This is a genomic window from Corallococcus sp. NCSPR001 (assembly GCF_017309135.1).
Taxonomy (GTDB): domain Bacteria; phylum Myxococcota; class Myxococcia; order Myxococcales; family Myxococcaceae; genus Corallococcus.
On record NZ_JAFIMS010000002.1, the window covers coordinates 2,114,852 to 2,127,221 of the forward strand.

The 12,370-nt window shown below is 70.6% G+C and carries 10 protein-coding genes; 3 read left to right on the forward strand and 7 right to left on the reverse strand.

Annotation, left to right across the window (positions count from 1 at the left end; all coding sequences use genetic code 11):
- Positions 1-165: 165 nt before the first annotated feature.
- The 4 genes from JYJ93_RS10770 to JYJ93_RS10785 form a co-directional block, all read right to left on the reverse strand.
- Complete coding sequence (locus JYJ93_RS10770; protein WP_206789072.1) at positions 166-1,065, reverse strand: alpha/beta hydrolase; 900 nt, start codon at positions 1,063-1,065, stop codon at positions 166-168.
- Between the two features lie 54 nt (positions 1,066-1,119).
- Positions 1,120-1,311 carry a hypothetical protein gene (locus JYJ93_RS10775; protein ID WP_120567378.1) on the reverse strand — a complete coding sequence of 64 codons (192 nt, stop codon included), beginning with the start codon at positions 1,309-1,311 and terminating at the stop codon, positions 1,120-1,122.
- A 201-nt stretch (positions 1,312-1,512) separates the two neighbouring features.
- Positions 1,513-3,438 carry an AAA domain-containing protein gene (locus JYJ93_RS10780; protein ID WP_206789074.1) on the reverse strand — a complete coding sequence of 642 codons (1,926 nt, stop codon included), beginning with the start codon at positions 3,436-3,438 and terminating at the stop codon, positions 1,513-1,515.
- 59 nt (positions 3,439-3,497) lie between these two features.
- Positions 3,498-4,781: a chitosanase gene (locus tag JYJ93_RS10785; RefSeq protein WP_206789076.1), complete on the reverse strand. Its 1,284-nt coding sequence runs from the start codon at positions 4,779-4,781 to the stop codon at positions 3,498-3,500.
- 188 nt (positions 4,782-4,969) lie between these two features.
- On the opposite strand from JYJ93_RS10785, the gene JYJ93_RS10790 reads away from it, so the two are divergent.
- Positions 4,970-6,928 carry a glycosyltransferase gene (locus JYJ93_RS10790; protein ID WP_206789093.1) on the forward strand — a complete coding sequence of 653 codons (1,959 nt, stop codon included), beginning with the start codon at positions 4,970-4,972 and terminating at the stop codon, positions 6,926-6,928.
- Here the strand turns inward: JYJ93_RS10790 and JYJ93_RS10795 are convergent.
- Genes JYJ93_RS10795 through JYJ93_RS10805 form a run of 3 tightly spaced genes read right to left on the reverse strand, consistent with a single transcriptional unit; the run spans position 6,834 to position 10,819 of the window.
- Positions 6,834-7,706, reverse strand: coding sequence for a hypothetical protein (locus JYJ93_RS10795; RefSeq protein ID WP_206789095.1), 873 nt, complete (start codon positions 7,704-7,706; stop codon positions 6,834-6,836). The two genes, JYJ93_RS10790 and JYJ93_RS10795, sit on opposite strands and share 95 nt — an antisense overlap.
- A 7-nt stretch (positions 7,707-7,713) precedes the next feature.
- Entirely contained in the window at positions 7,714-8,256 is a 543-nt protein-coding gene (locus JYJ93_RS10800; protein ID WP_206789103.1) for a DUF350 domain-containing protein, read from the reverse strand.
- 46 nt (positions 8,257-8,302) lie between these two features.
- On the reverse strand, positions 8,303-10,819 hold the full coding sequence (locus JYJ93_RS10805; protein ID WP_206789112.1) for an HYR domain-containing protein: 2,517 nt from the start codon (positions 10,817-10,819) through the stop codon (positions 8,303-8,305).
- Between the two features lie 317 nt (positions 10,820-11,136).
- On the opposite strand from JYJ93_RS10805, the gene JYJ93_RS10810 reads away from it, so the two are divergent.
- Together JYJ93_RS10810 and JYJ93_RS10815 are read left to right on the forward strand one after the other, a co-directional pair.
- Positions 11,137-11,640, forward strand: coding sequence for a hypothetical protein (locus tag JYJ93_RS10810; RefSeq protein WP_206789114.1), 504 nt, complete (start codon positions 11,137-11,139; stop codon positions 11,638-11,640).
- 290 nt (positions 11,641-11,930) lie between these two features.
- Positions 11,931-12,368: a hypothetical protein gene (locus JYJ93_RS10815; RefSeq protein WP_242543759.1), complete on the forward strand. Its 438-nt coding sequence runs from the start codon at positions 11,931-11,933 to the stop codon at positions 12,366-12,368.
- Positions 12,369-12,370: the final 2 nt, after the last annotated feature.

Below are 12,370 nucleotides of genomic sequence, written 5' to 3' on the forward strand. Positions count from 1 at the left end.
TAATCAAGACCCGTGCCGGGCAGGAGCGTTGCTCCGCCTCCCCCTGAAATCAGGGACTTGGCGTTCACTCCAGCGGCCAAGTGAGCGCTGGAGGGAACCGGGGTGCCCTGGAGGGTGAAAGGTTTTTCCCGACCTTTTGCCAACCTGCACCCCCAACTTTTCAGGTCATGAACTTGACGCTTCCGTCGCCGGGGCGCCGGCGGTGCCCGCGATGAAGGCCGCGATCGCGGCGGCGATGGCGGCGGGCTGCTCCAGGTGCACGTGGTGGCCGCCTTCGAAGAAGCGGGGCGGGGCGGCCAGCGTCCGCAGGGTGGCCAGCCGCGCCTCCAGCAGCTCCGGGGCGGGGGACAGGCCTTCGGTGCCGCGCAAGAGCTGCACGGGGCAGGTGACGGCGGCCTCCAGCGCCAGCCACTGGGCCTCGTCGAAACTCTGGCCGAAGCGGCGGCGGTGGCGCGGATCGAAGGTGAAGGCGAAGTCGCCCTCCGGCGTGCGCCGGGTGCCATGACGCGCGAAGAGCCGCGCCGCGTCCGGGGAGAGGGTGGGGTTCGCCTGACGCAGGCGCTCCGCGGCGGCCTCCACGGTGGGGTAGCGCTTGCGGTGGGGCGGCCGGCGCGAGTCGTCCAGGAAGCCGCGCAGCCGCTGCACGGCGCCCGTGGGCGGGCCTCCGGAGGGCCCCAGGCTTTCGATGAGGCTCAGGCTCTGGACGCGCTCCGGGCGCGCGGCGGCGTACGCGAGCGCGACGATGCCGCCCAGCGAGTGTCCCACCAGGTGCACCCGCGGCAGGGCCAGCCCGTCCAGGGTGGCCTCCACGTCCAGCAGGTGGTCGCTGACGTGGTACGCGGCGCCGGGGCCCGCGTGGCCGCTCTCGCCCATGCCGCGAAAGTCGAGCAGCACCGTGTGCCAGGCTTCGGGCAGGTGCTCGCAGAGCGGATCAAAGCCGTGGGAGTGGTCCAGCCACCCGTGAAGCATCAGCACGGCGGGGGCGCCGTGGGGGCCTCGCTGCCGCACGTGCAGCGGCAGCCCTTCTGCGTCGACGGTGAGGGATTCGAATGCGGCGGCGGGCACGGGGGCCTCCTCGTGCCTTCACGCCTTACTCCGTCCCCCCGGGTGTTGGCGACCCTACGCGACGGTGCTGGACGACGCAGCCGCCGGGCGCGGCGGACCGCCGGTGTCCGGCTTGCCGAGCACCATGGCCAGCTGCCGGGCCTGGCTCTCCGTGGCGCAGCGGTACTCCTGGGTCTTGCCGTTGGGCCGGTCGATCCGAATCACCCAGACGTCATTCTCCTTGGTCACCACAGGCGCTTGAGACATGCATTCCCTCCGTGTTCAGAAAGGAAAGCAGTCTTCGTGCCGACCCCTTGGAAGGGGCCAAATGCCTGATTTCCGGCCGTCTCCCACGCCCGGCGGCCGAGCAGGTGACAAAATTCGTTCAGCGATGCGACAAATTTCGCGCGCCCGGGTCGCACTCCTTGCGTAGTCCCCCGGGGCAGCCCCGGGTCCTTGGGATGACAATCATTGCCCGGTGGGGTCCGGCCACTCCCAGGCGGAGCGGTAGCCGCCGTCCGTCTGGGTGCCTTCGATGAAGCGCGCGTAGAAGGGGTGGCTGCTGAGGGTGGCGGAGTCGCCCACGACGAACAGGTGCCGGCGGGCGCGGGTGAGGGCCACGTTCATGCGGCGCAGGTCGTTGAGGAAGCCCAGCTGCCCCTCACTGTTGGAGCGGGTCATGCTCACCAGGACGGCGTCCTTCTCCCGCCCCTGGAACGCGTCCACGGTGTCCACCTCCACCTCCGGGTGCACGGCCTCCAGGGCCTCGCGCAGGTGGCGGGCCTGGGCGCTGTAGGGGGCGATGACGGCGATCTCTCGCGGCGACAGGCCCCGCTCCAAAAGCTCGCGCACGCGGGCGATGACGTAGGTGGCCTCGCCCGGGTTGAGGAGCGAGTGCGTGGTGGGCTCCACCTCTTCGTCGAAGCCCTTGCCGGCGGTGTCCAGGTAGAGCACGGGCGGCGCGTCCACCTCCGCGCCCGAGCCGGAGTCGAGCACCCCGGACAGCGTGCGGTCCGCCACGGACGGGTGGGCGCGCAGCTCGCCGCCGTACATCTCCTTCGAGGGGAAGGCCATGATGGCGGCGTTCATCCGGTACTGCTCGCGCAGCATGCGCTTCACGTCGTCGCCGTGGTCCTTCAGCAGGCGCTCGAAGAGGCTCGTGCCCAGGCCCGCCTTGGCGGCCTCCTGGGACAGCACGGTGGGCGGCAGCTGCTGCGGGTCTCCGGCGAGCACCACCTTGGGGGCGCGCAGGAAGCCCAGCAGGGCCAGCGGCTCGGTGGCCTGGGTGGCCTCGTCCAACAGGGCGCGGTCGAACTCCTCGCCCGCGAGCACGCCGGATCCCAGGCTCGCGAGCGTCACGCACACCACGTCCGCGCGGGCGAGCACGGCCTTCACGGCCTTCTTCTCCAGCTTGCGCGCCTCGTCCATCAGGTCCTTGGCCTCCGCCGTGGACGAGCGGGCGTTGGAGAAGCGCTCGCGGCTGCGGCCCTGGCTGCGCTGCCTGCGCGCGTAGCCGAAGAGGTCGAAGGCCTCGTCGAACAGGTCGCGGCTGACGACGCGGTCCGGGTGCTCCTCCACCACGATGTCCAGCGTGTGCTCCTGCAGACGGGCGGCGACGCGCGCGGGGTGGCCCACGCGGATGGCGCGCAGGCCCTGCTCCAGGCACAGCTCCAAGAGGTGGTCCACCGCGGCGTTGCTGGCCGCCGTGCACAGCAGGCGCTCGCCTCGCGCGACGGCCTGGGCCGCCACCTCCGCCAGCACGGTGGACTTGCCGGTGCCGGGCGGGCCGTGGACCAGGAAGAAGTCCTCCGCGGCCAGCGCGCGCTTCGCGGCGTCCTGCTGCTCCGGGTTGAGCGGGCGGGTGGGGGTGAAGTCCTTCGCGTTGTCGAAGCGCGGGGGCTCGTTGCCCAGGAGCACCTCGCGCTTGTGCCGCTCCTGGCCCTTGTCCATCGCCTTCACGCGTTGGAGCCCCGCGCGCACGCGCTCGTAGGTGACGTCGTTGGGGACGACGTCCAGGCGCAACAGGCCTTCGGACAGGTAGGCGGGCGGCTCGCGGTCGAAGGCCAGCTGGATGCGCGTGGAGGTGGCGCGCGACACGAGCGCCTTCGCCGGGTCCTTCACCTCCGCGCGGCGGGGCAGCACCGCCACCAGGTCGCCGTTGGACACGCGCGTGGGCAGCTTCCCCCGGTCCGCGCGGGCGAGCGTGAGGAGGATGCGGCCACCCAGGCCCACCTCCTCCTCGACGGTCTCCAGGTCCAGCACGGACAGGCCCTGCTCCTCGCGCTCGCGCAGGGTGAGCCCCTGCGCGAGCGAGGTCATCCGGGCCTTCTCGGCCTCACGCTCCTGGGCGAGCAGCGAGCCGAGCCTGTCGAAGAACGAAACGTCACGGGCCATGCCCCGGTCATGCCATCCCGGGGCGCCCGCCGTCACGGCCCGTGTGCCAGACCGTCCTGCTACTGGCAGGAATAGGTGTACGAGGACGGCGTGCTCCAGGTGCCGTCCGGGTTGATGTTGCGCACGGTGTAGCCGCTCGCCGGGTAGGCCGTCGTCCAGCAGTCGCGGGCGCGCACGTCGTTGCGCAGGGCGACTCCCAGGTCCCAGTTGCCGCGGCGGCGCTGCTTCTCGTACGCGGCCACGCGGTCCACCGCCTCCACCCAGGTGGAGTCCGCCGCCAGCACGTCGCGGCGCTTCTCCAGGAACTTCTGGAGCCAGGCGCCTTCCGTGATGCCGTTGTAGCCAATCACCGGCGCCACCTGGCCGCTGTTGCCCAGGGCCGTGTTGGCCTTGCGGATGAGGTCCTTCATGCCGTCGAAGCCGTGGTTGATGGATGCGTCGTAGAGCGCGGCCTTGGTGAGCGCCTGGGTGAGGCCCCACTTCGCGGCTTCATTGATAGTGGGCGTGTAATAGAGTGCGTCGCTCACCTGGTCCTGGCACTGCTTGAAGTCCGCCTTCGTGGCGGCGGTGTTGAAGCTGGCCGCCCAGTCCGCGGTCCAGTTGCCCACGGCGTCCAGCTCCGCCGTGGACGCCTGGGATTGGCCGGTGGACAGGAAGCGGTTGTTGATGACGGTGAGCGCGTTCCAGTACTTCGCCAGGCGGTTGCCATTGGCTTCCGTGCGCAGGGCCCGGTAGCACTGCACGACCTGGATGGCGTCGCCCGTGCCGGTGCAGAAGCCCGCGCGCCCGTTGGTGTAGCCGCGCCCGTCCTGGATGTTCTCCGAATAGGCGTAGTCCAGCGTGGGCGTGTCGTTCTCCCAGATGCTCGTGAGCCCTTCGGCGACCTTCTTCTGGTTCGCGGTGAGGCCCGTGCCGCCGGGGGACGTGCCGCCGCAGCTGTCGGACTGGACCTTCACGTTGGCCGCGGTGAAGGACACGTTGGAGTTGGTGGAGTAGTTGAACGTGTAGGACGTGTTCACCGCCACCGTCAGCGACGACGTGCGCGTGAAGGTGCACGTGCGGCCCGACTGCGTGTGGGTCCAGCCGGGCTGGTCATCGTCACACGTTACGCCCGAGGGCACGTCGAGCGCGATGACCGGATTGGCGATGGCCACCGTCCCCGTGTTCTTGAAGACGAGCGTGCCCCAGTAGTCCGGCCCGTCGTACGTGTTCGTCGTCACCGAGTGCGTGCACGCGCCCAGCGCCTGTTCGACCGCGGCCGGCATCCTCGCTTCGTCCTGTGCGCCACAGCCGCTGGCCAGCGCCACCAGCCCCACCGTCATCCACATCCGTGAATCCGCCATGGTCCCGCCCCCGCTTGGAAGGGATGCCGCTCTCGTGCGCGCATCCCGGATAGAGCAGAAATAGAAGAATTACGCGTGAATCTCCAGCGCCGTCCCGTGGGGTGGGATGTCTGAGTCCGTGGCGCGGTGTGCCCGTGAGAGCGCCGGAGCCATTTCCCCTGGACGCGGGGTCCTGACGCGGGAGGGGAATGATGGGAATCGGGTGGTCGGTGGTGGAGGCGAGGCCCACGGTGTGCTTCGCCGTGGTGATGCAGGTGGCCCTGCTGGGGCTGTTCGGCTGGAACCTGCGGCATGGCGTGGAGGCGCGCCGCTGGAGCGGGGCGGTGCTGGTGGGGCTCTACGCGGCCGCTGCGCTGGTGACGTCCGCGCTGACGGGCGGCGTGGCGGGCGTGTTGCCGGTGCTCGGGTTCTCCCTGCTCGTCGCGGTGCCGTTGTGCGTGGCCATGAAGCATGACTCGGTGGCGAGGCCGCTGTTCTTCACCCACCGGCTGGTGTTCTTCCTGCTCGGCGCCTGGCTCATGGGCCGGTGGTTCCGCGACGCGTTCCCGCCCTCCGCGGAGCTTGCCCGGCTGCTGCTGTTCATCCCCTGGGTCCTCACCCTGGCCCTGGTGGCCTCGCAGCTCATCTACGGGCTCCTGGTGGAGACCGCCGACCTCCAACCGCTGACGCGCCGGACGTACCTGCGCCCCACGCACGCGCTGCCACCGAGGGTCGAGGCGCCGTTCCCCCGGGTGACGGTGCACATCCCGTGTCACGCGGAGCCTCCGGAGGTGGTCATCGCCACGCTGGACGCGGTGGCCCGGCAGGACTACCCGGCCTTCGACGTCATCGTGGTGGACAACAACACGGCGGACCCGGCGCTCTGGCGCCCGGTGGAGGCGCACTGCGCGCGGCTGGGGGAGCGCTTCCGCTTCGTGCACGTGGAGTCCCTGCCCGGAGCGAAGGCCGGGGCGCTGAACCTGGCGCTGCGGCTGACGCCGCCCGGGACGCGGCTGGTGGCGCTGCTGGACGCGGACTACGTCTGCGAGCCGGACTTCCTGTCGCGGCTGGTGGGCTTCTTCGATGATCCGTCCATCGACTACGTGCAGACGCCGCATGACTACCGCGACTGGGAGGACCGCTGGTTCCTCCGGGCCTGCTACTGGGAGGAGCGCCAGGGCAACCTCCTGCAACTGCCGGCCTTGAGCGAGTGGGGCTTCACCATCCTCATCGGGACCACGTGCCTCATCCGGCGGCACGCGCTGGAGTCGGTGGGGGGCTGGTCGGAGAAGAGCCTGACGGAGGACTCGGAGCTGGCGTTCCGCCTGTCCGCCAGGGGCGGCCAGGGCCTCTTCCTCAAGCAGACCTTGGGCCGGGGCCTGCTGCCGCAGTCCTTCCGGGAGCTCCAGAAGCAGCGCTTCCGCTGGTGGACGGGCCCCATCCAACAGTTCCAGATGCACTGGCGGGAGCTGTTGCCCGGGCGCAGCCAGCGGATGCGCGCCACGCAGCGCAGGGCCTGGACCTTCCATGGCCTGGACCTCGTGTCCGCGCTGATGACCCAACTGCTGGGGATGGTCTCGATGCTGGGCGTGGTGAAGCTGGTGGTGGACCGGCAGCCTGTCGCCGTGCCCCTGGGGCTGCTCGTCCTGGCGGGGATGGACGCGGTCACCCGCTGGGTGCGGCTCTGGCTGCGCGCCCGGATGGTGCGCTGCTCATTCCGGGACATGCTGTCCTCGGCGGTCCTCATCGCGGCGTTGGAGCAGACGCGGCGGCGCGCGGTGACGGCCGCGTTCTTCTCCAAGGAGCCGCTGGCGTGGGAGCGGACCGACAAGTTCCAGCCGGCGCACGAGCGCTGGAGGGCCGCGCTGGCCGCCACCCGCGTGGAGCTGATGTGGGGGCTGGGGCTGCTGGGATTGGGTGGTCTGTCCCTGGCCCAGACGGACCTGTCCCGCCCGGACCTGTTCCTGCTGGGAGGGGTGGGCATGCTTTCAGAGGCGTTCCGGCTGCTCTGCGCGCCCTACGTCGCGCTGCGGGCGAGCGCGGAGCTGGGCCGGAAGCGGCAGCCCGCCGCGCTCAGCCCTGCACGTCTGGAAGCGGCAGCACCCGCCACAGCAGCGGCTTGTCGTACTGCGGTGGAATCATCCCCAGCGGCCAGCCCTCCGCCGTGAGCTCCGCGTACTGGTACCCGCGCCCCCCGAAGGGGATGCGGGTGCCGGTGCCGGGCAGCCCCACGCCGATGGCCGCGTGCGCGAGCGCGTCCGAATAGAGCATCACCGCGTCCACGCCCACCTGCCGGAGCAACATCAGCGCGAGCACCGCCTTGGAATCGCAGTCGCCCCGGTCCTGCGCGGGCACCAGCCCCGGCGGGACGATGCCGAAGGGCTCGTCGCCGGGCAGCTCGTAGCGGATGCGGCGCACGAAGCCGAGGATGAGCTCGGTGGCCTGCGCCGCGTCCAGGTCGCGCTCGCGGATGGAGGTGGCGAAGCGCTCGCCCAGCACGCGCACCGGCTCCGCGTTGCTCTTCATCAGCTCCGCGTAGATGCAGCGCATGTCCGTGCCGCAGCCCGGCGGCGCCACGTAGGTGAAGCGCTCCGGGCCCATGGCGCGGTAGCGCAGCCGCACGCTGTAGTCGCGGTGCGCCTCTTCCAGCCCGCGCTCCATCGCCTCGCCCAGGCCGTAGGCCAGCTGCTGACGGGCGGGCTCCATGCCCTCCACGCGCCAGTCATAGGACTTCGCGCGCTCCGGTGGCGTGTCCTCCGGCACCAGCACCACGCCCAGGTCCCGCATCGCCTCCCGCGGGTCCGCGGCGGGGACCTCCGTCTTCGGCTGGGGCGGATCCGGGAGCCGGCCCGCCTTGCGGCCCGCCACGAGCTCCCAGGTGGCGAAGGCCATGAGCGCGCCCATCAGCACCAGCGACAACAGCGTCTTCCACGAGCGCGCGACCATGGTGGCCTCAGGCGGGCGCGCGCAGCATCCCGGTGGGCAGCTGCGGGAAGGGGATGAGCCCGTTGAGCGCGGCCTGGAGGCCCGGCGCGGTGAGCAGCGCGATGACCAGCAGGAACGCGCACAGCAGGAGCGCGGCGGCGATGTTGCCCTTGCGCACCTCCGCCAGTTCCTCGATGCCCGGCGTCATCTTGTCGAACAGCCGCACGCCCAGGGCGAGCACCGCCACGCCCACCGCCAGCGACAGCGCCACGTGCACCAGCGCCAGCCCCAGCAACTGCACCACCGAAGTCGCGGACACGGGCGGGTTCTGCACCGCCAGGTCCACCGCGTCGCCCGTGGCCTTCAGCGCGTGCTGCACGAGCAGCCCCAGCGACACGAGGCTCGTCGCGTGCACCAGCCCGGAGGCGACGTTGCCCTGGCGCAGCTCCTCCACGGGGTGGCTGTCCAGGAGGCGGCTCAGGCCGCGCATGCTCAGGCCAATGCCGAGCGCGGCCACGAGGCCTCCGAGGACGACCTTCACGAGTCCGACGACGAAGAGGGTGAGATCCATGGGGCGCGAAGGGGACTGTAGCGGAAGTCCCCCGCGCCGCCATGGCTCACGCGCGCGGCTTGCCGTCCTTCAGACGGCGGCTGAGCGTCCAGGCGAGGGCGACGAGCGCGGCCCAGCCCACCGCCGACTCCGGACCGCTGCCCACCGAGCAGCCCATGCCCTGCCGCATGTCGCTCGTCGGGTCGTACTGCACGGTCAGGTGGAAGTCGCAGAGCGCCGCGTTGCCGGCCTTGTCGATGGCGGTGACCTGCACCGCGTGCAGGCCCGGCGCGAGCGGGGTGCCCACGACGGGGCTGTAGAGGAGCTCCACTTCGGAGACGCTGTCCTTGGCGGTGGCGGCCGGGTACTCCGCGCGGGTGCCGGACATCACCGCGGTGGTCAGCGTCTGGTCCTCCGGGCAGGTGAGCACGGGCGGGCGCGAGTCGCGCACCCGGACCTGGATTTCACACGTGCTGCTGTTGCCCGCCTCGTCGGTGCTGACGACCTGCACGCGGGTGAGGCCCAGCGGGAACAGGTCCCCGGACGCGTGCGTGCCGGTGACGGTGACCTTGCTGGAGAGGCTGTCGGTGGGCGTGAGGTCCGGCCAGAACGCGTGCGCGCCGTCAGGCCCTTCCGCCTCCACGCGGACCTCGTTCACCTTGCAGGCCTGCCCCGGCGCCTGGTTGTCGCGCACGGTGACGGCGAAGGCACAGGTGCTCTCGTTGCCGGAGGCGTCGCGCGCCGTCACGTTCATCTGGGTGGTGCCCAGGGGCAGCACGCTGCCGTTCGTCGGGCTGTAGGTGATGATGACGTCCCGGCTCGTCTCATCCCCGATGCCCAGGTGCGGATAATAGAAGGTCGTGCCCCGGGGCGACTGCGCGTTCAGGGTGAGTGACGTCGGGCAGGCGTTGATGGCCGGCGCCGTCAGGTCCCGCGACGTCAGCACCGTGGTGCAGTACGTGAGGCGGCCCTGCGCATCCCCGGCCTGGTAGGTGATGGCGATGGGCTGGTTGAGCGCAAGCAACTGGCCGTCGATGAAGGGCGTGCGGATCCACGCCTGCTCCGCTCCGGTGCGCAGCTCGGGCCGGTAGTGGATGAGGTCCGTGCCCTCCGGACGGTTGGAGGGCATGTCCTGGGTGGCCGGGCACAGGAAGGTCGGCGCCGCTTCATCCCGCTCCATGCGCCACAGCGCATGGGGCGTCCACGGGTCTCCGGCCGTCGTCAGCAGCGCGCCCTGGAACGGCACCAGCCCCGTGGGTAGCGCGAAGTCCGTTCCCGACGGCAGCCGCGTCAGCCGGGACGTGCCCGCGTTGGTGCCGTCCGTGCGCCACAGCTCGCTCGCCCCCGCTTGCGTGGTCACGATGAAGGCGAGCCCGTCCTCCCACGGCGTCACGCCGCGCACGGACTCCCGCGCGGATGCGGCGGGGCTCGGAAGGCGCAGCGTGCCCGCGGCCGTTCCGTCCGTCACCCACATCGAGTCCCCGAGCGTGGCCCCCTGGGCCACCAGGTAGGCGCGGTCGCCCGACGGGACGAAGGAGGTGCTCGCGTTGATCATCGCGCTGGGCAGGTGCGCCAGGAGCTGGGTGCCCGCGTCGGTGCCGTCCGTGCGCCACAGCTGGGAGGACTCCTCCGCGCTCCTCACCAGGAAGACGAGCGTGCCGTTCACGGCGGTCAGCAGGGTGGGCATGCGGCCCGTGACGACGGTGTTGAAGCCCTTGACGCGCACCGTCCCCTCGGCGGTGCCGTCCGACTTCCAGACGGCGCGGTCCCCCGTGTCGTCCACCGCCGTGAAGTAGAGCGTGCCGGCCACGTCCGTGAGCTGTTCGGGATACGAGTCGCCGACGCCGGTCTTGATGTCTCGCACGAGCGTGGTGCCCGCCTCGGTGCCATCCGTCCGCCACAGCTCGAAGCCCCGCTCGTTCTCCGCGGCGAAGTAGACCGTGTCCCCCACGCGCGTGAAGCCGTGCACGTTCGCCGTGGCGAAGCCCGGGTAGATGTCCTTGAGGGGCACGGTGCCCGCCTCCGTGCCGTCCGTCCTCCAGAGGTCGAACTCCGTCTGCGCCGAGTGCGTCGGCGCGAAGAGCAGCGTGTCCCCGAAGACGAAGGTAGGCGCCGCATTCCCGACGCCGTGGCCCATGCCGGGGGCGAGTTCGCGCGTGACGTGCGTGCCCTCGCGGGTGCCGTCGCTCGTCCACAATTCGCGCCCGCTCCCCTCGGAGACCGCGGTGAAGAACAGGCGGCGCGGCGTGGCGCGCAACGAGCCCCGGTCGATGGACGTGCCCGCGGGCAGCAGCTCCTGCTGGACGGAGCGGGTCCCCTCGGGCGTCCCGTCGGTCACCCAGAGTTCCTGAAGCGACGTGCCGCTCAAGGTGGCGAGGAAGTAGAGCCGCCCGTTCAGCTCGGCGGTGGGCCGGGAGCCCGTCCCGGCGAAGTCATGCTCCAGGCGGGGCTCGACGGTGACGTCCATCACCCGGCGCACCGTCATCGGATCCATCTGGACGGAGGAGCCCTGCGCGAACACCGGGGCCGCGCTCATCACCAACGACAACGCCGAAAGCCACGCACGACCGCCGACCATCCCCATGCCCGCCTCCCTCGCCCGCCTGCCCGCCACCTGTCCTGCTGGGGGCGCACCGTCATCACGCCCCCGCCGGGCTACAACCCGCGCCCGGTCCGACTGTCCGACAGCTTGCGCACCGCCGCGGTCACACCCGGGTTCAAGTGTTCACCACCGGCCGCCCTCGGGAACCTTCACCGACATCGCCCGCTTCTGTCACACGCCTCCCGCCATCGCGGCCGTGCGGTTGATGCAGGGGGGCGTATGTCTTCGGTGCCGAGACTCCATCTTCAAGGAGTACCCGTGCGCGCGGGGGGGCAGGACTTCGCGTCCACGGAGCGCCGGTGTTCGGTTGCCCGTCCGGATACACCATCCTCAATCAATACTGCTCGGCGTACTGCACGACGTTTGGGTTTCCGTGTACGCCCTGGGGCTACAATGAGACCCTCTGTTACAAGCCGGATCCCATCACGGGGACCCTCAGCGCGACGCCCACGAACGTGCGCATCAACCTGGGTGTGACGCAGACGGGGGCGACGAACGTCTGCTTCGAAGTCAGCGGCATCTCCGAGGGCGAGGTCTGGCTGAGCGTGAACAACCAGTCCGAGGTGCTCTTCGCCCGGGGCGACAACTTCTGCCAGGCCGCGCCCTGGATCACCGCGGGCAACACCTTCGCGTTCAAGCTCTACTCGGGCCGGGCGCACACCACGCTGCTCGCCACCGCGACCGTGACGGGTGAGGGCTACCACGGTGGCACCAACCCGCCGCAGTGCGGCCCCTGCCAGTCGGGCTACTCCTGCTTCTGCGGCGACCGCGTGTGCCGCCGCGAAGGCACGCTCTGCCCGTGACATGAGCCACGAAGCCGGGGGCGGACGCTGCACCCCGGCTTCGTGCCGGAATGGATTCTCCATTGAGCGCGGTAGGGTGCGCGCTCATGACAGCAAAGGAAAATGCTCCCACTCAGCGTTCAACGGTCCTCCTGCTTGGGACGTTGCTTCTGTCAGCTTGCGCTGAAGGTCCAACGCCCACGACCCCTGCCTCGGCTCGGAAGTGGGTAGGGCCTCTGGTGGCCGTGCCAGGTGGAGGCCAGTTCCGCACGGTCATCCACTATGGTCCCTGGCAGTGCAGCTCGCAGCTCATGGCCTACTGCCGAGAGAAGTGCGCGGGCAGCGGCCACGCCCTTCAGGGATGCATGTGGCTCGCGGACGTGAAGATGGACTTTGAAGGAACGGTCGTCCGTGCCGGGAGCCGGTTCGGCATGACGAACTGTTGTTGCAACTACGCAACGCTCGGCGCCGCTCAGAACAAGGCAGCCCGAGGTAAGTGGGATGACAGCCGCCCTGAGTTCCGGGAGCAGTGGGCAAAGCGTTTTGGCGCATGGCCCTCGGAGAACGGGAATCCCTACGAGGGGCACCACATCCGGGACCTCTGGCATGGCGGCAATCCCACGGACTGGGACAACATCCTGCCGTTTCCCAAGGACATCCATCAGACGCTCTTCAGGCTCTACAACCAGTGTTACGCGAACTCGCCCCCGTGGACGAGCGTCGGCACGGACTATCCCTATGGAGAATAGGC

What these genes read in the sequence shown, in the direction of transcription:
- JYJ93_RS10795 (WP_206789095.1), bottom strand. Translation starts at nt 7,706, where the DNA reads ATGGTCGCGCGCTCGTGGAAGACGCTGTTGTCGCTGGTGCTGATGGGC.
- JYJ93_RS10805 (WP_206789112.1), bottom strand. Translation starts at nt 10,819, where the DNA reads ATGGGGATGGTCGGCGGTCGTGCGTGGCTTTCGGCGTTGTCGTTGGTG.
- JYJ93_RS10800 (WP_206789103.1), bottom strand. Translation starts at nt 8,256, where the DNA reads ATGGATCTCACCCTCTTCGTCGTCGGACTCGTGAAGGTCGTCCTCGGA.
- JYJ93_RS10815 (WP_242543759.1), top strand. Translation starts at nt 11,931, where the DNA reads ATGGCCTACTGCCGAGAGAAGTGCGCGGGCAGCGGCCACGCCCTTCAG.
- JYJ93_RS10780 (WP_206789074.1), bottom strand. Translation starts at nt 3,438, where the DNA reads ATGGCCCGTGACGTTTCGTTCTTCGACAGGCTCGGCTCGCTGCTCGCC.
- JYJ93_RS10790 (WP_206789093.1), top strand. Translation starts at nt 4,970, where the DNA reads ATGATGGGAATCGGGTGGTCGGTGGTGGAGGCGAGGCCCACGGTGTGC.
- JYJ93_RS10775 (WP_120567378.1), bottom strand. Translation starts at nt 1,311, where the DNA reads ATGTCTCAAGCGCCTGTGGTGACCAAGGAGAATGACGTCTGGGTGATT.
- JYJ93_RS10785 (WP_206789076.1), bottom strand. Translation starts at nt 4,781, where the DNA reads ATGGCGGATTCACGGATGTGGATGACGGTGGGGCTGGTGGCGCTGGCC.